Here is a 19,868-nt window from a genome sequence, read left to right on the forward strand (position 1 = left end):
GTCTGACGCGCGTCCGACGCCGACGCGGCTCGCGCTCGACCGGCCGCCGTGGGGCATCACCGACCACTCGACGCGGAGCGGTCGATTTATCGGCCGTGAGCGTCCACGACCCGGTATGAAGGTCAAGTCTCGCCACCACCTCCGAAGCGACGAGATCGACGCGCTGTGCGACTCCATCGAATCGTCCCTCGGCGTCGCCCTCGCTGGCGACGCGTTCGAGGCGGTCGAGTTCGCGGACGCCGACTACGAGGTCGTCCTCGTCGACGGCGAGCCGGCGGTCATGTACGTCGATGACCAGCCGTTTCTCACGGTCAAGGGCGCGAACCAGTTCCCGCCGACGACGAACGTCGTCACGGTCGACGCTGGCGCGGTCTCGTTCGTCTCCAGCGGGGCCGACGTGATGCGCCCCGGCATCACCGAGGCCGACGAGTCCATCGAGGCGGGCGATCTGGTCGTCATCGCGGAGGAGACCCACGGCAAGGTGCTCGCCGTGGGTCGCGCGCTCGAAGACGGGGCCGACCTCGTCGGTGACTCCGGCAAGGTCGTCGAATCCATCCACCACGTCGGCGACGACCTCTTCGAGTTCTCGGTCTGAGCCGACCGCCGCGGTCTCAGGGTCGGCGTGCGCTCCGCCCGGCTACGCTTCGGCGTACTTCTCCAGCGCCGCCTCGTACCCCTCCCGCGCCATCGAGAACGTCTCCCGCAGGTCGCGCAGCGGCGTCTCCGTCGCGTCGACGCGGAGGTCGTTGTAGTACGGCTCCATCTCGCGGTCCTCGGTCGAAGTCACGACGACGGCCGCGCTCTGGATGGCGAGGTCGTCGCGCTTGTCGCCGCCCGCGGCGTGCCCCGAGCCGAGCGCGTCGATGAGTCGTTTCGCGAGCGGTTCGTCGCCGCCGGCGGTCCGCTCGTACGCGTCGGCGGTGGCGTCGACGACCGCCTCGCCCGTGAGCAGGTTGCCCGCGACGGTGTAGGCGTCGCCCTCGCGGTGGCCCGCCCAGCCGAGGCAGTCGTCGCCGGTGAAAGCGAACGTCGCCTCGGAACCGACGCCGTGGAGCTGTCGTTCCGCCCGGCCGTCGTCGGCGTTCAACAGCGCCTGTAAGGCGTCGTCGACGGCGAGGCCGTCTTCGAGGTAGTCCATGCCTTTCTCCCCGAGTTCGACGTTCGTCAGCGCCTGTGTCGCCACCGCGCCGTGTTCGGTTGCGAACGGGCAGAGCGCGCCGACGCCCGGCAGGCGGGTCGTCACGGCGACGCCGAAGCGGTGCTGGTCGTCGCCGTCGGCGTCGACGTACGGCTCGCGGACGCAGATGCTGAAGGTCATCGTGTTCGTCTGCCCCCGCGCGCCGCTGGCTAAAAACACCCGGCGAAACGCCGCGACCGCCCCGCGCGCGTCGGACGCCCGTTGGAACCGCCGACTCCACGGTCGCACGCGCTCGCGGCGGTTCTGCCGGCGATTCGGCGCGTCGTCGGGGCAAGACCTGTCTGAAATCAGACAATCGTCTGACGTAAGAACTAACCCCGTTGTGGCCTCTCTACGTCCTATGGGTATCATGAGTAAGATTCTCGGTGGTGGTGGTTCCCGAACGACCGAGGACTACGTCGAACTCGACCTCGACGACTTCGACACCGCTCGCGGCGACGCCGGCCTCTCGGTTCATATCGCCGAAATCGGCGGCCAGCAGGACGTTATCGCCATCAAGGACGCCGTCTACGACGGCAACCTGGTCATCGCGGACATCACCCGCCACACGACCTCCGACAGCACGATGGAGCACATCATCGACGACCTCCGACAGGTCGCGCGCGAGGTCGACGGCGACATCGTCCAGAAAGGCGACGACCAAATCGTCATCACGCCCACGGGCATCTCTATCTCGCGGCAGAAGCTCAACGGCTGACGACGGCGGACGACACCCGCTTACGCTCCGATTTCTCCCCGACTCGCAGCCGCGAGCGATGCGGCTCGAACGGCCCGAACCGATGGCTATTCGGTCCTCTCGTTCCTAGAGTCGTCCGAATGAGCAAGGACTACATCGAGGTTCGCGGTGCCGAAGAGCACAACCTCAAGAACCTCGACGTTCGCATCCCCCGCGAGACGTTCACCGTCGTCACCGGCCTGTCGGGGTCAGGCAAGTCCTCCCTCGCGTTCGACACCGTCTACGCGGAGGGCCAGCGGCGGTACATCGAGTCGCTTTCGGCCTACGCGCGGAACTTCCTCGGCCAGATGGACAAGCCGAAAGTCGAGGCCGTCGAGGGCCTCTCGCCCGCCATCTCCATCGACCAGAAGAACGGGGCCAACAACCCCCGGTCGACCGTCGGGACCGTCACCGAACTCCACGACTACCTCCGCCTCCTGTACGCCCGCGTGGGCACCCAGTACGACCCCATCACGGGCGAGGAGGTCGGCGAGCAGTCCGCACAGGACATGGTCGACCAGATTCTCGAACTCCCCGAAGGGACCCGCGCGAAGGTCGTCGCGCCGGTCGTCCGCGACCAGAAAGGCGAGTTCAAGGACCTGTTTTCGGACCTCGTCTCCGAGGGCTACGCCCGCGTCGAGGTCGACGGCGAGGAGTTCGACCTCTCGTTCGAGACGCCCGAACTCGACAAGAACTACGACCACACCATCGACGTGGTGGTCGACCGCGTGAAAGTCGCGCCCGAGGCGCGCTCCCGTATCGCCGACTCCGTCGAGACCGCGCTTGAGGAGGCCGGCGGCGTCCTCAAACTCATCGTCCCCGACCCGCCGGCGGACCTCCCCTTCGCCTCCAACACCCGGTCGACCGGGTCGCTCGCGGGCGAGGGCGACGACCGCCTCGTCGTCGAGTTCTCCGAGGAACTCGGCAACCCGAACTCGTCGTTCCGATTCTCCGAAATCGAGACGCGCTCGTTCTCGTTCAACAGCCCCCACGGGGCCTGCCCGGAGTGTGAGGGCCTCGGCAAGGCCAAGGAGGTCGACCCCGACCTCGTCGTCACCGACCCCTCGAAGCCGCTGAAGCACGTCTTCGAGCCGTGGAGCTACAACCGGACGTACTACCGCCGCCAGCTCGACAACGTCGCGGACCACTTCGGCGTCAGCGTCGACACGCCGTTCGAGGAACTTTCCGACGAGGTGCAGGACGCCTTCCTGTTCGGCACGAGCGAGGACGTGGTGTTCGAGTGGACGACGAAAAACGGCACGCGCCACAAGGAACACCCCTTCGAGGGCGTCGTCGGCAACCTCGAACGCCGCCACGTCGAGACCGATTCCGACCGGACGCGCGACCACATCGAGGAGTTCATGGCCGTCACGACCTGCCCCGACTGCAACGGCTCGCGGCTCAAAGAGCAGTCCCGGCACGTCCGCGTCGGCGGCACGACGCTCCCCGAGGTCAACCGCATGACCATCGCGGGCGCGCTCGAACACTTCGAGGGGCTCGAAACAGAGCTCTCCGAGCGCGACCGCACCATCGCACAGGAGATTCTCAAGGAGATTCGCGCCCGCCTCGGCTTCATGACCGAAGTCGGCCTCGAATACCTCACCTTGGACCGCGAGGCCGCCACGCTCTCGGGCGGCGAGTCCCAGCGCATCCGCCTCGCCACGCAGGTCGGCTCCGGCCTCGTGGGCGTCCTCTACGTCCTCGACGAGCCGTCCATCGGCCTCCACCAGCGCGACAACGACAAGCTGCTCAACACGCTCGAAGGCCTCCGCGACCTCGGTAACACGCTCATCGTCGTCGAACACGACGAGGAGACGATGCGCCGGGCCGACGAAATCATCGACATGGGTCCCGGTCCGGGCAAGCGCGGCGGCGAGGTCGTCGCGCAGGGCGACTTCGACGACATCGTCGCGGCCGACGATTCCATCACGGCCGACTACCTCTCGGGCCGCAAGGACATCGACGTGCCCGAGAGCCGCCGCGAGGGCGACGGCGAACTCGTCGTCCGCGGCGCGCGCCAGCACAACCTCGACGACCTCGACGTGCCGATTCCCCTCGGGACGTTCACGGCCGTCACCGGCGTCTCGGGGTCGGGGAAGTCCACCCTGATGCACGAGATTCTCTACAAGGGGCTCGCCCGTCGGATGAACGACAACACCTCCGTCGACCCCGGCGAGCACGACGCCATCGAGGGCTACGACGACATCGAGACGGTGCGGCTCATCGACCAGTCGCCCATCGGCCGCACCCCGCGGTCGAACCCGGCGACGTACACCGGCGTCTTCGACTACGTCCGCGAGCTGTTCGCGGAGACGAAGCTCTCGAAACAGCGCGGCTACGAGAAGGGGCGGTTCTCCTTCAACGTCAAGGGCGGCCGCTGTGAGGCCTGCAAGGGACAGGGCAACGTCAAAATCGAGATGAACTTCCTCTCGGACGTGTACGTGCCCTGCGAGGAGTGCAACGGCGCGCGCTACAACGCCGAGACGCTCGACGTGACGTACAAGGACAAGACCATCGCCGACGTGCTCGACATGGAAGTCGACGAGGCGCTCGACTTCTTCGAGGCGAACTCGCAGATTCGCCGCCGCCTCCAACTGCTCCACGACGTGGGCCTCGGCTACATGCAGCTCGGCCAGCCGTCGACCACCCTCTCCGGCGGCGAGGCCCAGCGCGTCAAACTCGCGGAAGAACTCGGCAAGAAGCAGACCGGCGACACGCTCTACCTGCTCGACGAGCCGACGACCGGCCTCCACAAGGAAGACGAGCGAAAGCTCATCGAGGTGCTCCAGCGCCTCGTCGACAACGGCAACACCGTGCTCGTGGTCGAACACGAACTCGACCTCGTGAAGAACGCCGACCACATCGTCGACCTCGGCCCCGAGGGCGGCGCGGGCGGCGGCACGATTGTCGCCAGCGGCACGCCCGAGGAAATTGCCGCGAACCCCGACTCCCACACGGGCCGGTACCTCCGCGACTACCTCCCCGACGTGGACGAGGAGGGGCCGCGGTCGGACCGCCGCAAGCCCGCGAAAGTGACAAACGACGACGACTGAGCCGCGCGTCGCCGTAACTGCGACGTTTCGTTTTCACGCTCGGTTCGGCCGACGGCCGCTCGCCGGGCGAGACGCTTTCGCCAATCAAACTACTCCGGGGAAAGACATTTCCGACCGTTTCGCGTCTCTCCATGTGTATGTCACGCATACTCAAAACGTCGGGGTTCCTCGGGCTCGCGACGATGATGGTGGTGGGACTGTACCAGTACACGCTGCTGGAATCTGGGGGCGTGCCGTCGTGGCTGGTGGGCGGCCACGCGCACTTGGGTGTGCTGTCGATTCTCGCGGTCGTGATGGGGTTCGCGGTGGACGCGTTCGCACTGACGGGGCGGCTCCGGGCGGCGGTGAGCGGGCTGTTCGTCGTCGGGCAGTGGCTGTTACCGCTCACCATCTGGGTCGGCGTCGGGTTCGGGCTGACGTTCCTGATTCCGACGACGTTCCTGTGGGGGGTCTGTCTTATCGTCTCCATGCTCATCATGGCGTGGCAGGCGTGGGTCAGCGAGCCGACGACGCCCGGGGGGATGCCGGGCCCCGCGTCGCCGGCCGACGACTGAGCGTCCGCGGACTTTTTTCAGCATCGACCGTCCTTCAGCGCCGCCGGTACCACCAGTAGCCGACGCCCGCGAGCGCGAGGGCCACGACGAGCGCCGGGACCTGTCGTCGTCGCTCCCACCGCGACTCACCCCGCACCCGCGTTTTTCATCCCCGAGCGCCTACGTCCCCCATGCAACTCTACGCCGCCGCCAACGGTGCGGTCCTCGCGGTCGCGGGGTCGCCCGACGACTCGACCACCCGCCGGCGACTCGGCGAGCACCGAATCGAGTGCGTCGCGGCCGACCCGCGCGCGCCGAACCGGGCGCTCTGCGGGACCTTCGACGCCGGCGTCTTCCGCACGACCGACGGCGGGGCGTCGTGGCACGCGGTCGGCACCGACGCGCTCCCCGAGTCGGTGACGAGCCTCGCCGTCTCTCCGGCCGCCCCCGACGTGGTCTACGCCGGCACCGAGCCCTCGGCCGTCTTCCGCTCCCGCGACGGCGGCGAGACGTGGGCCGAACTCGCGCCGCTTTCGGCCCTCGATTCGGCGTCGTCGTGGGCGTTCCCGCCCCGCCCGCACACCCACCACGTCCGCTGGATAGAGCCGGACCCGACCGACGCCGACCGACTGTTCGTCGCGGTCGAAGCCGGGGCGCTCGTCCGCTCTTTCGACGGCGGCGAGACGTGGCAAGACCGCGTGGCGTCGAGCAAGCGCGACACGCACTCGATGGCGACGCACCCCGACCGGCCGGGTCGCGTCTGGGTCGCCGCGGGCGACGGCTACGCCGAGACCGACGACGCGGGCGAGACGTGGACGACGCCGACCGCGGGGCTCGGCCACGGCTACTGCTGGAGCGTCGCCGTCGACCCCGCGGACCCGGAGTCGGTGCTTCTGACGGCCGCCTCCGGGCCGATGCGCGCTCACCGAGTCGAGTCGGCGGCGGCGTACCTCTACCGCAGGCGGGACTCGCCGGACGACGAGGGCGACGGCGACGAGTCGTGGGACCGACTCGACGAGACCGGCCTGCCGACCGGGTCGGGCGCGACCCGCGCGGTCTTGGCCGCCGGGCGAACCGGCGGCGAGTGCTACGCTGCGAACGACCGCGGTCTCTATCGGACGACCGATTTCGGTGACTCGTGGGACCGAATCGAAGTCCCGTGGGACGGGACGCGGCGGACCGCGGCGGGGCTGGCGGTCGTCGCGTAGTCGGGCGGTTTCCATCGGGGCGGTTCCCTCGTCCGAAGCGAGAAGATTCATGGGTCGGCGCGGCGACGCCCAACCATGTACGATTTCGCCGTCGTCGGCGTCGGTCCCGCCGGCGCGCGGTTCGCCCGCCGCGCGGCCGACGCGGGCTACGACGTGCTCGCGCTGGAGAAAGGCGAGGTCGGGACGCCCCTCGCGTGCTCCGGCCACGTCAGCACCGACATCTGGGAGTACGTCCCCGACGAGGCGCGCGACCGCCTGTTTCAGAACCGCATCTACGGGGCGAACTTCCGCGTCGGCGGCCCGAACTCGAAAGCCTACCCGTTCTACAAGCAAAGCGAGGTCTCGAACGTCATCGACCGCGTCGAACTCGACCGCACCCTCGCCGACTGCGCCCGCGACGCCGGCGCAGACGTGCGCGAGGGCCACACCGTCACCGCCGTCGAGGAACTCGACGACCGTGTCCGACTGACCGTGAGCGTGGCCGGCGAGGCCGGCACCGTCCAGTTCGAGGCGAAGATGGTCGCCGGCTGTGACGGCCCCACCTCGCGGGTCCGCCGGGCGCTCGACCTCCCCGAACCGTCGGAGACGCTCCACGGCGTCCTCGCGTTCGACCCCGACCCGGACGACGGCGACTTCGTGGACGTGCACCTCACGGTCCCGCGCTTTTTCGCGTGGCGCATCCCCCGCGGCGACGCCGGCGTCGAGTACGGCCTCGCGGCCCCGCCGGGCGCTGAGGTCACCGAGCTGTTCGACGCGCTCACGAGCACCTACGACGTGGAGACGGAGCATTTCTGTTCGGGAGCTATTCCCATCGGCCCGCCGGACCGGACGACGACCCGGCGGGCGTTCCTCGTCGGCGACGCGGCCGCACAGACCAAGCCGTTCACCGGCGGCGGCATCCTCTACGGGATGACCGCGGCCGACATCGCCGCGTCGACCATCGACCCCGACGACCCCGAAACGCTGTCGGCCTACGAGTCGGCGTGGCGCGACGAACTCTCGCGGGAGATTCGGCTGGGCCACCTCGTGCGCCGGTGTTACTCCTTCCCCGAGTGGCTCCAACGGGTCGGCCTCCGGTCGCTGTCGGGCGAAATCGGCGTCCACATGGACAAGCCGAGCTCGTTCTTCTCGCGCGAGCACCTGAAGAAACTGCTCTGAGGGACTGCTCCCCGGACGCCCCGCTCAGTTCTCGCCCGGATACGCCGGAATCCGCGCCGACACCGCGCTCCCCTCGACGAACGGGAGCGACTCGCGGGTCGCCTCGACGCGGTCGCCGTCGACCGCGACTTTCAGGGCGTCGGTATCGAGGCCGTAGTCGACGAGCGCGAAGCCGATGGGCGCGTCGAGCATCGGGCTCTCGACGGCGCGGGTGACGGTGCCGACCGGCTCGCCGTCCGCCGAGACCTCGGCACCCGAGTCGGGGAGGGCGTCGGCGCGGAAGCCGACGAGCCGGCGCGAGGGTCGCCCGCGGTTTTCTATCTTCGAGATGAGTTCCTGCCCGACGAAACAGCCCTTATCGAAGTCCAGCGCGTTGCGGACGCCGGCGACGTTCGGGACGTTGCCGCGGAGTTCCGACTCGAAAAGCGGCGTGCCGGCCTCGGCGGTGAGACTGTCCCACGTCCGATAGCCCACGGGGACCGAGGGGTTGCCGTAGAACAGGAGCGCGTCGAGCACGTCTTCGGCGTCCTTCGCCCGGCAGATGACGTCGTAGCCCTCCTCGCCGGTCGGGTTGTCGGAGGCGACGACCGTGACGCCGAGTTCGCCGCCGATGGAGCCGCGGACGAAGGAGAGCTCCGGCTCCGGCGCGCCCGCTCCCGAGAGGATGCTCGCCACCTTCTCGGTCGACTGGGGGCCGTGGACGCCGAAGACGCCGAACTCGTCGGAGGCGTCGCGTATCTTGACGCGCTGGAGGAACGTCTTCGAGCCCCACTCCTCGACGAGCGGTTCGGCGCGGTCCCGCGGGGTGAAAATCAGCAGGCGCTCGCCCGCGTTGTAGACGTACATCTCCGTCTCGATGCGGCCGTCGGGGTCGAGAAGCAGGGCGTAGACGCCCTCGCCGTCCTCGTCGGGGACGGTGTTCGTCACCGCGTTGTCGACGTAGTCGACCCGGTCTTCGCCCTCGACGACGACCACGCCGTAGCCGTGTTCGATGACGCCGACGCCGTTTCTGACGGCGCGGTGGGTCCGCTCGGGGCGGCCGTAGTGGCTCACGACCTCGATTCCGCCGCGCGTCTCGAACGTCGCACCGTGTGCCTCGTGGATGTCGGCGACGAGTGTCATTACTCCCCGTTTCGCCTTCGGCGCGTAAAACCCTCCCACTCCCGGACGACACCCCCGGCTTTTGGTTCGGGGCCGTCCCGGTTTTCGGTCGCGGGGTCGACCCGGCGTCGGTCGCGGGCCGGCGGGCGGGTAGTCAAAACGAGTCTGTGCTCCGCGTCGCCGCGCTCAGAGCCCGAACCGCTCGCGGAGTCTCTCGAACAGCGACGCGTCCTCTTCGACGGCTTCGCTCGGGTCCGGAACGACGCGCTCGTCGGCGTGAATGAGGACCCCCGTGTCGGCCTCTTCGACCACGATGAGGCTCTCGTCTTTCAGCGCCGACAGCGCCTCTTCGATGGTGTCGATGTCGGCGTCCACGGCGGCACGGAGTTCGAACACCGTCATCCCCTCGTCGTGGCGGTCGACGAGCGCGTCGAGCACCGCGACCTCGATGTCGCGGCGGTTCCGAAACTCCCGCCTCGCTCTCATAGCGGGTACATCGTTCGCCTCCTGTTTACTTGTACCGCCCGTCTGACGGGCGTCCGACAGGCAGGGGGTAGCTTTTTGTTTCCGAATCCCGGAATCCTCGCGTAATGGGACTTACTTGCCGTCTTCTCGGGCACTCCTACGGAGACGCCGAGACGGAACGGGAGCGCGAGGAACGCGGCGACGAGGTGGTCGTCTCGATTCGGGAGATACAGGTCTGCTCGCGGTGCGGACACGAACAGGTCATCAGCGAGAACAAGGAGGTCACGGCCATCCGAACGCCCGAGGAGGTCGGGATGACGGAGGGCGAAGTCGAGACCGCGGCCGCCGGCTTCGAGCCGGCGAACCCGCAGCCCGGCGTCTCCGACGCCGAGGACGCCGCCATCGAGACGGCTCCGGACGCGGAGACGCGGGCCGAAGCCGACGCCGCAACCGCCGCTGAGACGGACGCGGACGCCACCCCGGACCCCGCGGCGCAACAGCCGACCGAGGCCGCGAGCGCGGATACGCCCGACGCCCAGCCGGCCGACCAACCCGGCGACCAGCCGGCCGCGAGCGCCGACGCCGGCACTGCTGACGCCGGGACCGCCGACGCGCCGCCCGTGACCGACGACGGCATCATCCTCGACGACGACGAAGAGCAGTCGGCCACCCGCGACCGAACGCAGTGGCCCGACGAGGTCGACGAGGTCGAGACCGACGACCCGACGCCGCCGGCCGACGGCGACGACGCGGAGTTCATCGACGCGGACGCCGAGGCGGGCGTCGAGACCGACGCCGAGGCGGAGCCCGAAGGGAGCCAGACCCGCGAACGCGGCGCGTGGCCCGACGCGCCGGGCGACGACGAGGGTTGGAACGCCCAGCCAGACGACGGCGAGCCCGTCTCGGTCTCGTTCGGCGGCGGTCTGACGCCCGAGAACAACGGCTCGTCGAGCCAGCAGGCCAACGGGCAGTACGTCGAGGCGGAGGGCGAAGACGACTTCGTCCGGGCCGACGAGTCGAACGTCGGCAACGAAGCCCCCGACGACGCCGTCGAGTACTACTGTCCGAACTGCGGCCACGCCCGCGGCGCGTCCTCGTCGTCGATGCGGGCCGGCGACATCTGCCCCGAGTGTAAAAAGGGCTACATAGCCGAGCGGGAGTCCTGACCGCGGCACGCCCTCGCAGGCGTCGCGGAGTCGCGAAACAGGTAAACCATACCCTGTCGAAAAGGCGTCCATGAAGGAGTACAAGATGCGTCGTGGGGAGACGCTCGAAGAGCGAATTCCGGACATGGAAGCGACGGTCGAAGACTACTTCGGCCCCATCACCGGCACCGAGGAGTTCAAAGGCAGCGACCTCTACGTCGTCGGCGAGCCCAAGAACCCCGTGTTCACCCGCATCGTCGCCGGCGCGGTCAAGTACAGCGGCAAGAAAGACAAACTCGCGGTCAACTTCGAGGAGGCCGACCCGGCCGACCTCGCTCCCGAAGACCTCGAAGCCGCCGGCGAGGCCGTCAGCGCGAAAAACGACTTCCTCCTGGAGGCGACGGGCCGCGACGCGAAGTCCCGCCGCGATTCGATGAAGCGCGCGGTCGAAGACGACGCGCCCGACGTCTGAGCCGTCCGACGTGGTCCGGATTTTCTCACACAGTCGCCCGCCGAGCGGCCGCGCTGCCAGCGAAACGCACATATCGCTCCCTCGTGACACACTCAGTGCGAGCGACCGTAACACGGTCGAATATGAATTTTTACTTCGGTTCGAGTAAAAATCTCCGGCACGGTTAAGTGATACCGGGACGAACGGACTGGTATGGCTATCGAAACTATCCTGCTCGCGGTCGGCGCGGGCGACGCCGAGCGCATCGACAGACTCGCCGAGGAGACAATCGACGTGGCCGGGCCGACCGGCGCGACGGTCGTCATCGGGCACGTCTTCACGAAAGACGAGTACGACGACGCGCTCGACAACCTCGATTTCGATATCACGGCCGAGGAGGTTTCGGCGGACGACGTGGCCCGACGACACGCCACCGTCCGCGAACTCACGCGCCGCTTCGACGACGCAGACATCGACTACGTCATCCACGGCCGGGTCGGCCACCACGGCGAGAAACTCGTCGAACTCGCGGGCGAGGTCGACGCCGACCGCCTCGTCGTCGGCGGTCGGAAGCGCTCGCCGACCGGCAAGGCCGTCTTCGGGAGCGTCGCACAGGAGGTCATGCTCGAAGCGTCGTGCCCCGTGACGTTCGTCCGCGCGGACACCAAGTGACGGGTCGCGGGCGGCGCGACCCCTCGATGTTCCCGATTTTCGCAGGCAACTACATATCTTAGCGCGCCGTCGACTCCCGCATGGACCACACCATCGACTACCGCCCGTCGTTCGCCCTCCTCACCGTCTCGCTCGACGAGGGCGAGTCGCTCCGGTCGGAGGCCGGCGCGATGGTCAGCTACTCCGACGGCATCGACATCGAGACGAACGCGAAAGGCGGCCTGTTCGGGTCGCTCAAGCGGAGCGTCCTCGGCGGCGAGTCGTTCTTCCAGAACACGTTCAGCGCGCGGCAGGCGGGGGAGGTCTCCTTCGCGCCCCCGCTGCCGGGCGACATCGTCCACCACGGTCTCGAAGACGAGACCCTGTACGTGCAGTCCGGGTCGTACATCGCCTCCGACCCCGCGCTCGACCTCGACACCTCCTTCGGCGGGGCGAAGACCTTCTTCGGGAGCGAGGGGCTGTTCCTGCTCAAACTGACCGGCACCGGTGACAGCTTCCTGTCGAGCTACGGGGCCATCCACGAGGTCGAACTCGGTGAGGGCGAACGCTACACGGTCGACACCGGCCACATCGTCGCCTTCGACGAAACCACGAGTTTCTCGGTCGAGCGCGTCGGCGGCCTGAAGTCCACCCTGTTCAGCGGCGAGGGCCTCGTCTGTACGTTCACCGGCCCGGGAACCGTCTGGATACAGTCGCGCAGCATGGACTCGTTCCTCTCGTGGCTCATTCCCAAACTCCCGACCAACAGCTCCGCGTGACCCAGACGCGGGAGTTACATCGCCGCGAGTAAATCTGCCCAAAATCCCGCTTAGTTAAGTGGTGGGCGCATCCCTATGGGAACGATGGCGTACTACGTGGGCGTCGACTTGGGGGCGACGAACGTCCGTTCCGTGGTCGGCGACGACGATGGAACCGTCCTCGGAGAGGCCCGTGACAACACTCCGCGCGGCCCGACGGGAATCGCGGTCACCGAGGCGGTCCTCGGCGTCGTCCGCGAGGCGTGTGCCGAGGCGGGCATCGACCCGAGCGACGTGGTCGCGGCCGGTATCGGTGCAATCGGCCCGCTCGACTTGGCCGAGGGCGCGGTCGAAAACCCGGCGAACCTCCCGGACACCATCGACCGCATCCCGCTGACCGGTCCCCTCTCGGTGCTGTTGGAGACGGACGAGGTGTACCTGCACAACGACACGAACGCCGGCGTCATCGGCGAGCGGTTCCACTCCGACCGCAACCCCGACGACATGGTGTACCTCACCATCTCCTCCGGTATCGGCGCGGGGGTCTGCGTCGACGGGCACGTCCTCGCCGGCTGGGACGGCAACGCCGGCGAGGTCGGCCACCTGACGCTCGACCCGCACGGCTTCATGACGTGCGGCTGCGGCCACAACGGTCACTGGGAGGGCTACTGCTCGGGGAACAACATCCCGAAGTACGCCCGCGAACTCCACGAGGAAGACCCGGTCGACACCGCGCTCCCCATCTCCGACCCCGACTTCTCCGCGGTCGACGTGTTCGAGCACGCCGGCGACGACGAGTTCGCAGACCACATCATCAGCCAACTGGGCCACTGGAACGCGATGGGCGTCGCCAACATCGTCCACGCGTACGCGCCGCTTATCATCTACGTCGGCGGCGCGGTCGCGCTCAACAACCCGGACCTCGTGTTGGAGCCCATCCGCGAACAGATGAGCGAGATGGTCATGTCGAACATCCCCGAGATTCAACTGACGACGCTCGGCGACGAGGTCGTGGTCGAGGGGGCGTTGGCGAGCGCGATGACCGGTGGAACTGGCGACCGCTCGCGGCTGTGAGGCCGCGAGGATTCGCGGGTTTCACCGCAGGTGGCACCGGTGACCGCTCGCGGCTGCGACGCGACACTTCCTGTCACCACGACCGGATTATCTCGATTGATACTCGGTGGCGCAGCCTTATAACCCCGGTCGAGAAACGCGATGACGTGCACCCGACGACGCCGAGTCGTTCGGCGTGCCGGTCGGCGCGTTCCCGTTCTCGTCGAACCGCACGGTGCACGGGCGTTCCACCGGATGCCTAGAACGGGACCGGTCGACACCCCCCACCACCATCGTCGACCGACCGACGCCGCCGGGGTGACCCACCCACACCCACCCACCCACCCACCCACCCATCCCCGCCGGCGTCGCTTCAGTTCTCACGCAACCCAGTGCAGACTGAGCGGTCCTCGCTCGTTTCAGTACCCGGGCCTCCGTCCGATTTTTCCCCTCGGCACCCGCAGATTCACCGTGGACCGCCGCCAGTTCCTCCGCACCGTCGGCGCGAGCGCGCTCGCCGTCTCGACCGCTGCCGTCGTCGGTTCCCGTCCCGCCACCGCACATCCCGGTCCCTTCGAGCCGCTGGGCCGCATCGACATCGACGGCGCGAAAGAGGCCGTCGTGTCGGCCGACGGCGAGACCGTCTTCGTCGCCGCGACCAGCGGCTACGCCGTCGTCGACATCTCCGCGCCCGACCGCCCGGAACTCCTCGCCGAGCGCCGCGACCCGCTTTCGGACCGCGAAGACGGCCCCTTCCGCGGCCTCTACGACGCGAAACTCGACGGGGACACCCTGCTGGTCGTCGGCCCGGCCAACCCGATTCCGGGCGCGCCGGCGGGCGTCCTCGTCGTCGACGTGTCCGACCCCGCGAACCCCGACGAAATCGCGTTCCACGAGACCGGGTTTCCCATCCACAACTGCTTCGCCGCCGACGGCCGGGCGTATCTGACCGCCAACGACGGCGACCGAAATCCGCTCGTCGTCCTCGATATCGACTCCGGCGACGAACTCGGCCGCTGGTCGGTCGTCGACGTCGACGACCGCTGGGCCGACGTGCCGCCCTCGATGCGGTCCGTCCACGACGTGTGGGTTCACGACCGCGTCGCGCACGTCGCTCTCTGGGACGCCGGGACGTGGCTCGTCGACCTCTCGGACCCCGCGTCGCCGTCGGTCCTCGGGGCAGTCTCTCCCGGAGACCCCGAGGAAATCGCCGCGTTAACCCCTCGCGGCCGCAACCGCGAGCGGCGGACGCCGCCCGGTAACCACCACTACGTCGCCACCGACGACGCCGGCGACCTCCTCGGCGTCGGCGTCGAGTCGTGGGCAATCGAGGTCGACCGCGACGACGGGACGACCGAGCTCGTCGGCGGGCCGAGCGGCGTCGAACTCTGGGACGTGACTGACCCCGCGAATCCCGAGCGGCGCTCGACCATCGAGCCGCCGGCCAGCCCGGACCCGACGCTCGGCGGCGTCTGGACCACGGCGCACAACTTCGACTTCCGCGACGACAGGCTCTACACCTCGTGGTACCGCGGCGGCGTCAAGCGCCACGACGTGTCGGACCCGACCGACCCCGTCGAACTCGCGTGGTGGCGCGACCCCGAGCGCGCGAGCTTCTGGACCGCGCAGTACGCCTACCCCTTTGCCGACGAGGGCGTTTTCGTCGCGTCGAGCCGCGGCGTCGACGACGCGTCGCCCGCGCTCTACACGTTCCCCGACCACGCCGGCGACCAGCGCGACCCGCCGACGCTCGGGGCGGAGCCGACCACCGAACCTCTCGTCAACACGCCGACGCCGACGCCGTCCCCGTCCGGAAACGAGACGGCTGCGCCGGCGTCCGAAACCGAATCGTCGACCTCGACGACCGACGCGCCGGGGTTCGGACTCGGCGTCGGCGCGGCGGCGCTCGGCGTCGCCGGTTGGCTGGTCCGCCGTCACGAGCGGCGCGACTGAGAGCGACCGACGCTCGCGCCCGAGAGCGTCGACGGGAACACCGCACCGCGTGGTTCCCGCGTCGAATCTATCACGAACGACCGAGATAGCCTTTCTCTCGCCGGCCGGCGCGTCGGGAGAACCGTTTCATTCTAATCCGTGGGGTTCGAAGCATCGGGGTATGAGCGACGAGTCGGAGAGCCTCAAAGAGCGCGTCGAGACGTGGATGGTCGGTCAGATGCCGATTATCCAGATGCACGGCGGCAACAGCGTCGTGCGCAAGGCCGATGCGGAATCGGGGGAAGTCGTCGTCGAACTCGGGGGTGCGTGCGCCGGGTGCGGCATCTCGAACATCACCGCCCAGAACATCCAGTCGGACCTCATCATGACGTTCGACGAAATCACCGACGTGCAGGTCAAGGTCCCCAGTTCCGGCGACCACGGCAGCAGCACCGTCGAGGGCGGCCGCGGCGGCGAACTCCAGTACGGCGACGAGGGACCGGGGCACTTCTAACCCACCTTTTTTCACGGGGTCCTCGGCCACGTCGTCGCCTCGAACCCCGCCAAAAAATCTGGACCAAAAAAGGCGGCTACTCCCTTCGGTCGTAGCCGTACGGTTCCCTCCAACACTCGCACCCTGTTCCGCGGTTCTCAGTACGTCTTTTCGATAACTCCCGCCACCACGACGACTGGGTCCGCTCCGGTAACGACGCCTGCCCGTCTTCCGAAGTTGCGACGCCTACCCCGACAGCGCCGACTCCAGACTCGACGCCACCGACCGCGCTTTTTCCGCCAGTTCCTCCGAGATGTGTCCCGCCTCGACGGCCGCGTCGAGTTCGTCGTCGTCGACGCGCTCGACCGTCCCGTCGGCGTGTTTCACCACGTCGACGTGCAGGTCGACGTAGCGAATCTCGTCGGGGAAGCACTCGACGGGCGTGCAGATGTTGACGTAGGTCCCCTTGACTGCGCCGTCGGCGTCGCGGTACACCGTCGGGTACCACCAGCGCCCCTCGCGGAACTTCGTGACCGCCACGTCGCCGGACTCGCGGTCGACGCCGAGGGCGTCGTAGGTGCCGCCGCCGCTCATGCCGCGCCGGAGTTCGACGGTCCCCTCGGAGTCGTGTTCCGTCACCTCGCCGGAGCCGAGCGTGATGAGTCGGCCGTCGGGCTTGCCGTGGCCGATTTCCACGTCGTCGCCTTCGAGCGGGCCGAACTGCGCGGTCACCACGCCGAAGGGGAACTCGCCGTCGCCGACCGATTCGCAGAGCGCCTCCGCGAGGTCGACGCCGGCGGAGGCCTTCTGCGAGGCGGCCTTCGTCCGGTGGTGGCCGGGCATCGTCGTCTCGACGGCCCGGCGCTGGGAATCGAGTTCGAAGCGGGTCTCGCGACCGAACCAGACCCACGTCGTCGCGGTGGGCGCGGCGACCGCCCGCGGGGCGTCGACGGGTTCCGAGAGCGCGTCGTCGAGTTCCGCGGCCACCTCGGCGGCCCGGTCGAGCGCGTCGTTCAGGGCGCTCATGTCGGCGTCGACGGCGTCGCGGTGCCAGCGGATGCCCCAGCCCTCGGGCGGGTCGCCGCCGAGGAGGTCGGTCATGCCCGCCAGTTCGCGGGCGGCGGCCTCGTCGCGGGTGTCGACGCGGACGCCTTCCGAGTCGGGGTCGAGCGTCGCCAGCCCCGCGACGGCGCGGACCTCGCCGGTCAGTTCGGCGCGGCGGGAAGCCCACGGCGGGGCCGACTCCGCGACCTGCACGCGGACCTCGTCACCGACCTCGACGCGGCCGTCGATGTCGCCGTACGAGAGGTAGCCCTCGGTCTCACCGAGGTCGCAGACCGCGCCGCCGCCGAGGGTGTCGGTCACGCGGGCGTCGAACACCGCGCCGGTCGGCGCGGGGTCGTCCCACGCGAAGGTGTCGATGCCGAGGTCCGAGAGGCGCTCGGTGGCCGTTGCGACCGCCTCGGGCGCGCCGGTCGCGCCGACGCCCTGTCGGTTCCGCGTCGTCTCGACCGACACGTCGTGGTCCGACGAGTCGAACTCGGCGTCGAAGCGCTCGCGAATCGGCCCGGACGCCTGCACCACGTCGTGGCCGTCGTCGAGGAAGACGCTCGTGAGCGCGGTGGCGTAGATGCCGCGGACGCGGACTCTCATAGCTCGTCGGCGTCGCGGGCGAAGGTGACGCGGGCGTCGACCGTCGGGCCGAGCGTCAGTTCGACTTTCCCCTCCGAGAGCACGCGGCCGCCCTCGATGGGGACGCCCCACGAGTCGAACTTGAGGTAGCCCCGGAGCTCCGCGCCGTGGGTGTAGAGGTCGACGTGGTCGACGACGTGCTCCTGCACGTCGGTGGCGCTGTGGGCCATCTCCATGTCCGAGTAGACGGTGCCGCCGTCGCCGAAGAACGCGGCGATGGCGTCTGCGTCCGATTCGACTGCGTCGCTCACGAGGTCCGACGCGGCCCGGAGGTCGTCGGTGTCGAGGCCGACCTCGCGGAGCGCCGCCTGTTCGCGGGGGTCGAAGTGCATACCCGCCCTTCGGAGCGGAGGCATTAACGTCGTACGGTCGGCCGTCGACCAGTCGGTCGCCGGTCGCCGGTCGCCGGTCGCCAGCCATCCGACTGTCGACCCTCCGCCCCCCATGTCACTGGATGCCGTGGCCGAAGCTATTACCAGACGCAATACCCTTTATGCCACGTAATGGACCAGCAGGACCCAGTCGAGCAGGCGTCCGACGGCTCGGACGACCTCTACGACATCGCCACGTGGGAGGAACGAACCTCGGTTGACGGGCTGGCGGTCGCGCTCTACCGGCTGCTGGTCGCGTCGACGCGAGTGGTCGTCATCCTCGCCGCGCTGCTCATCCTCGTCGGTATCGGCGGCCTCTCGGCGCTCACCGACCCGCAGGTCGGCGCGCTCACCCTGCTTTCGGCGCTGCCGGCGCTCGCGCTCGCCGGCTACGTCTACTACTCCGACGTGACCCAAAACGAGCCGCTTTCGATGCTCGTGGTGACGTTCCTCCTCGGCGTCCTCACGGCCACGTTCGCGGCGATTCTCAACTCGCTTCTGAGCAACGTCGGCCAGACCATCGCGGGCGAGTTCCAGCTGGCGCTCGGCTTCCTCGGCAGCGTCGTGTTCTACTTCCTCGTCGTCGGGCCGGTCGAAGAGACCGTCAAGCTCCTCGCGGTCAGGCTGTACGCCTACTCTCACGACAGCTTCAACGCCGTCATCGACGGGGCCGTCTACGGCGCGATGGCCGGCCTCGGCTTCGCCACCATCGAAAACGCGCTGTATATCACTCGGAATCTCAGCTCTTCAGGGCTCGATGTGGGTTCCGGCGGCGTCGGCATCATCGCCGCCGGCGGGACGATTACCGCGGTCCGAGCGCTCGCCGGGCCGGGACACGTCATCTACTCGGCCATCGCCGGCTACTACCTCGGCCTCGCCAAGTTCAACAAGGAGAACGCCGGCCCCATCGTCATCAAGGGCCTCATCCTCGCGGCGCTGGTCCACGCGACGTACAACTCGACGGTCGGCCTCGGCTCGACCGTCATCGCGGGGATAACCGGCCTCGGCGGTCTCGCGGCCTTCCTCGTCTACGTCATCATCTACGACGGCGTCTTCGGGCTCTACCTCATCGGGAAGCTCCGCCGGTACAGTCAGGCCTACCACAGCGCCCACGCGTCCGGTCCGAGCGCGGCGTCGTTCAGCTCGGAGCAGACTGAGTTCGAGGACTGAAGCGAGGCGGCGACGGCGCGAAAAAGCGAGCGAGACGAACCGTGTCTTTCTCCCGCTTACTCGACGACCAACCGCTCGGCGTAGCCGTCGAGCATCGATTCGACGTACTTCGCCACCACGTCCACCTCGACGTGAATCGGGTCACCGACCGCCTTTTCGGAGAGCGTCGTCAGGTCGTAGGTCGTCGGGATGATGGCCGCGGCGAAGGCGCCTTCGCGGCGGTCCGCCACGGTGAGGCTGATGCCGTCGAGACAGACCGAGCCCTTCTGGACGACGTAGTTCGCCAGCGACTCGGGGAGGTCGAACTCGAAGAACCAGTCGTCGCCGACGCGTTCGACGTTCGTGACCGTCGTCGTCCCGTCGACGTGGCCCTGCACGATGTGGCCGTCGAAGCGGTCGTCGGCCGCGAGGGCGCGTTCGAGGTTGACGCGGTCGCCTTCGACCGCATCACCGAGGTAGGTCTTCTCGACGGTTTCGGCCGCGAGGAACACCTCGAACCAGTCGTCACCGAACGCCTCGACGGTCAGGCAGACGCCCGAGACCGCGATTGACTGGCCGTGGTGGAGGTCGTCGAACGCGAGGTCGGTTCGGATGCGGAGGCGGCGACCGCCGTCGGTGTCGGTCACAGCGACGATTTCGCCCGGCCCCTCCACGATTCCCGTGAACATACCCGCGGCTTCGGTCGGGTGCAGTTAATGCCTATCGTTTCCGTTCTTCATCA

Annotated in this window: 20 protein-coding genes; 14 read left to right on the forward strand and 6 right to left on the reverse strand. The window is 68.7% G+C overall.

Annotation, left to right across the window (positions count from 1 at the left end; all coding sequences use genetic code 11):
- Positions 1 to 115: 115 nt before the first annotated feature.
- Positions 116 to 595 (forward strand): RNA-binding protein, encoded by a 480-nt coding sequence (locus DVK03_RS02130; RefSeq protein WP_004044533.1) that lies wholly within the window; start codon positions 116 to 118, stop codon positions 593 to 595.
- 42 nt (positions 596 to 637) lie between these two features.
- Here DVK03_RS02130 and DVK03_RS02135 read toward each other — a convergent pair whose 3' ends face one another.
- Positions 638 to 1,318: a DUF1028 domain-containing protein gene (locus DVK03_RS02135; RefSeq protein ID WP_115802115.1), complete on the reverse strand. Its 681-nt coding sequence runs from the start codon at positions 1,316 to 1,318 to the stop codon at positions 638 to 640.
- Positions 1,319 to 1,538: 220 nt separating this feature from the next.
- Between DVK03_RS02135 and sepF the strand changes: the two genes are divergently transcribed.
- The 5 genes from sepF to DVK03_RS02160 all read left to right on the forward strand — a co-directional run bounded on the left by sepF (position 1,539) and on the right by DVK03_RS02160 (position 7,865).
- A complete protein-coding gene (sepF, locus tag DVK03_RS02140; protein WP_004044531.1) occupies positions 1,539 to 1,895 on the forward strand; it encodes a cell division protein SepF in 357 nt (118 codons plus the stop codon).
- A 119-nt stretch (positions 1,896 to 2,014) separates the two neighbouring features.
- Positions 2,015 to 4,966, forward strand: a complete 2,952-nt coding sequence (uvrA, locus tag DVK03_RS02145; RefSeq protein ID WP_004065331.1) for an excinuclease ABC subunit UvrA — start codon at positions 2,015 to 2,017, stop codon at positions 4,964 to 4,966.
- A 131-nt stretch (positions 4,967 to 5,097) separates the two neighbouring features.
- Positions 5,098 to 5,520: a hypothetical protein gene (locus DVK03_RS02150; RefSeq protein ID WP_008577058.1), complete on the forward strand. Its 423-nt coding sequence runs from the start codon at positions 5,098 to 5,100 to the stop codon at positions 5,518 to 5,520.
- A 170-nt stretch (positions 5,521 to 5,690) separates the two neighbouring features.
- Positions 5,691 to 6,707: a hypothetical protein gene (locus DVK03_RS02155; RefSeq protein WP_004065329.1), complete on the forward strand. Its 1,017-nt coding sequence runs from the start codon at positions 5,691 to 5,693 to the stop codon at positions 6,705 to 6,707.
- 75 nt (positions 6,708 to 6,782) lie between these two features.
- On the forward strand, positions 6,783 to 7,865 hold the full coding sequence (locus DVK03_RS02160; protein WP_008605964.1) for a geranylgeranyl reductase family protein: 1,083 nt from the start codon (positions 6,783 to 6,785) through the stop codon (positions 7,863 to 7,865).
- 24 nt (positions 7,866 to 7,889) lie between these two features.
- On the opposite strand, the gene DVK03_RS02165 is transcribed toward DVK03_RS02160, so the two are convergent.
- Entirely contained in the window at positions 7,890 to 8,987 is a 1,098-nt protein-coding gene (locus DVK03_RS02165; protein WP_115802116.1) for an aminomethyltransferase family protein, read from the reverse strand.
- 165 nt (positions 8,988 to 9,152) lie between these two features.
- Positions 9,153 to 9,452, reverse strand: a complete 300-nt coding sequence (locus DVK03_RS02170) for a DUF6432 family protein (protein ID WP_004044525.1) — start codon at positions 9,450 to 9,452, stop codon at positions 9,153 to 9,155.
- A 104-nt stretch (positions 9,453 to 9,556) separates the two neighbouring features.
- On the opposite strand from DVK03_RS02170, the gene DVK03_RS02175 reads away from it, so the two are divergent.
- From DVK03_RS02175 to DVK03_RS02205, 7 genes are all read left to right on the forward strand, one after another.
- A complete protein-coding gene (locus tag DVK03_RS02175) occupies positions 9,557 to 10,597 on the forward strand; it encodes a hypothetical protein (protein ID WP_004065326.1) in 1,041 nt (346 codons plus the stop codon).
- A 70-nt stretch (positions 10,598 to 10,667) separates the two neighbouring features.
- Entirely contained in the window at positions 10,668 to 11,048 is a 381-nt protein-coding gene (locus DVK03_RS02180) for a DUF5611 family protein (protein WP_004044523.1), read from the forward strand.
- Between the two features lie 192 nt (positions 11,049 to 11,240).
- Entirely contained in the window at positions 11,241 to 11,699 is a 459-nt protein-coding gene (locus DVK03_RS02185; RefSeq protein ID WP_004044522.1) for a universal stress protein, read from the forward strand.
- Positions 11,700 to 11,779: 80 nt separating this feature from the next.
- Complete coding sequence (locus DVK03_RS02190) at positions 11,780 to 12,457, forward strand: TIGR00266 family protein (RefSeq protein WP_115802117.1); 678 nt, start codon at positions 11,780 to 11,782, stop codon at positions 12,455 to 12,457.
- Positions 12,458 to 12,541: 84 nt separating this feature from the next.
- Positions 12,542 to 13,510, forward strand: coding sequence for an ROK family protein (locus DVK03_RS02195; RefSeq protein WP_115802118.1), 969 nt, complete (start codon positions 12,542 to 12,544; stop codon positions 13,508 to 13,510).
- Between the two features lie 450 nt (positions 13,511 to 13,960).
- Positions 13,961 to 15,442 carry an LVIVD repeat-containing protein gene (locus tag DVK03_RS02200; protein WP_115802119.1) on the forward strand — a complete coding sequence of 494 codons (1,482 nt, stop codon included), beginning with the start codon at positions 13,961 to 13,963 and terminating at the stop codon, positions 15,440 to 15,442.
- A gap of 160 nt (positions 15,443 to 15,602) precedes the next feature.
- Positions 15,603 to 15,935, forward strand: coding sequence for a NifU family protein (locus DVK03_RS02205; protein ID WP_004058105.1), 333 nt, complete (start codon positions 15,603 to 15,605; stop codon positions 15,933 to 15,935).
- Between the two features lie 225 nt (positions 15,936 to 16,160).
- On the opposite strand, the gene DVK03_RS02210 is transcribed toward DVK03_RS02205, so the two are convergent.
- Complete coding sequence (locus DVK03_RS02210) at positions 16,161 to 17,567, reverse strand: DUF402 domain-containing protein (protein WP_115802120.1); 1,407 nt, start codon at positions 17,565 to 17,567, stop codon at positions 16,161 to 16,163.
- Positions 17,564 to 17,938 (reverse strand): hypothetical protein, encoded by a 375-nt coding sequence (locus DVK03_RS02215; protein ID WP_004044517.1) that lies wholly within the window; start codon positions 17,936 to 17,938, stop codon positions 17,564 to 17,566. Before DVK03_RS02215 ends, DVK03_RS02210 begins: the two co-directional genes overlap by 4 nt.
- 171 nt (positions 17,939 to 18,109) lie before the next feature.
- On the opposite strand from DVK03_RS02215, the gene DVK03_RS02220 reads away from it, so the two are divergent.
- Positions 18,110 to 19,147: a PrsW family intramembrane metalloprotease gene (locus DVK03_RS02220; RefSeq protein ID WP_004065320.1), complete on the forward strand. Its 1,038-nt coding sequence runs from the start codon at positions 18,110 to 18,112 to the stop codon at positions 19,145 to 19,147.
- Positions 19,148 to 19,203: 56 nt separating this feature from the next.
- On the opposite strand, the gene DVK03_RS02225 is transcribed toward DVK03_RS02220, so the two are convergent.
- On the reverse strand, positions 19,204 to 19,815 hold the full coding sequence (locus DVK03_RS02225) for a riboflavin synthase (protein WP_115802121.1): 612 nt from the start codon (positions 19,813 to 19,815) through the stop codon (positions 19,204 to 19,206).
- Positions 19,816 to 19,868 lie beyond the last annotated feature (53 nt).

It is taken from the genome of Haloferax sp. Atlit-109R, assembly GCF_003665865.1.
Classification (GTDB): domain Archaea; phylum Halobacteriota; class Halobacteria; order Halobacteriales; family Haloferacaceae; genus Haloferax; species Haloferax volcanii.

What these genes read in the sequence shown, in the direction of transcription:
- DVK03_RS02170 (WP_004044525.1), bottom strand. Translation starts at nt 9,452, where the DNA reads ATGAGAGCGAGGCGGGAGTTTCGGAACCGCCGCGACATCGAGGTCGCG.
- DVK03_RS02185 (WP_004044522.1), top strand. Translation starts at nt 11,241, where the DNA reads ATGGCTATCGAAACTATCCTGCTCGCGGTCGGCGCGGGCGACGCCGAG.
- DVK03_RS02195 (WP_115802118.1), top strand. Translation starts at nt 12,542, where the DNA reads ATGGCGTACTACGTGGGCGTCGACTTGGGGGCGACGAACGTCCGTTCC.
- DVK03_RS02135 (WP_115802115.1), bottom strand. Translation starts at nt 1,318, where the DNA reads ATGACCTTCAGCATCTGCGTCCGCGAGCCGTACGTCGACGCCGACGGC.
- DVK03_RS02210 (WP_115802120.1), bottom strand. Translation starts at nt 17,567, where the DNA reads ATGAGAGTCCGCGTCCGCGGCATCTACGCCACCGCGCTCACGAGCGTC.
- DVK03_RS02225 (WP_115802121.1), bottom strand. Translation starts at nt 19,815, where the DNA reads ATGTTCACGGGAATCGTGGAGGGGCCGGGCGAAATCGTCGCTGTGACC.
- DVK03_RS02215 (WP_004044517.1), bottom strand. Translation starts at nt 17,938, where the DNA reads ATGCACTTCGACCCCCGCGAACAGGCGGCGCTCCGCGAGGTCGGCCTC.
- DVK03_RS02130 (WP_004044533.1), top strand. Translation starts at nt 116, where the DNA reads ATGAAGGTCAAGTCTCGCCACCACCTCCGAAGCGACGAGATCGACGCG.
- DVK03_RS02175 (WP_004065326.1), top strand. Translation starts at nt 9,557, where the DNA reads ATGGGACTTACTTGCCGTCTTCTCGGGCACTCCTACGGAGACGCCGAG.
- DVK03_RS02180 (WP_004044523.1), top strand. Translation starts at nt 10,668, where the DNA reads ATGAAGGAGTACAAGATGCGTCGTGGGGAGACGCTCGAAGAGCGAATT.
- DVK03_RS02155 (WP_004065329.1), top strand. Translation starts at nt 5,691, where the DNA reads ATGCAACTCTACGCCGCCGCCAACGGTGCGGTCCTCGCGGTCGCGGGG.
- DVK03_RS02160 (WP_008605964.1), top strand. Translation starts at nt 6,783, where the DNA reads ATGTACGATTTCGCCGTCGTCGGCGTCGGTCCCGCCGGCGCGCGGTTC.
- uvrA (WP_004065331.1), top strand. Translation starts at nt 2,015, where the DNA reads ATGAGCAAGGACTACATCGAGGTTCGCGGTGCCGAAGAGCACAACCTC.
- DVK03_RS02190 (WP_115802117.1), top strand. Translation starts at nt 11,780, where the DNA reads ATGGACCACACCATCGACTACCGCCCGTCGTTCGCCCTCCTCACCGTC.
- sepF (WP_004044531.1), top strand. Translation starts at nt 1,539, where the DNA reads ATGGGTATCATGAGTAAGATTCTCGGTGGTGGTGGTTCCCGAACGACC.
- DVK03_RS02205 (WP_004058105.1), top strand. Translation starts at nt 15,603, where the DNA reads ATGAGCGACGAGTCGGAGAGCCTCAAAGAGCGCGTCGAGACGTGGATG.
- DVK03_RS02220 (WP_004065320.1), top strand. Translation starts at nt 18,110, where the DNA reads ATGGACCAGCAGGACCCAGTCGAGCAGGCGTCCGACGGCTCGGACGAC.
- DVK03_RS02165 (WP_115802116.1), bottom strand. Translation starts at nt 8,987, where the DNA reads ATGACACTCGTCGCCGACATCCACGAGGCACACGGTGCGACGTTCGAG.
- DVK03_RS02150 (WP_008577058.1), top strand. Translation starts at nt 5,098, where the DNA reads ATGTGTATGTCACGCATACTCAAAACGTCGGGGTTCCTCGGGCTCGCG.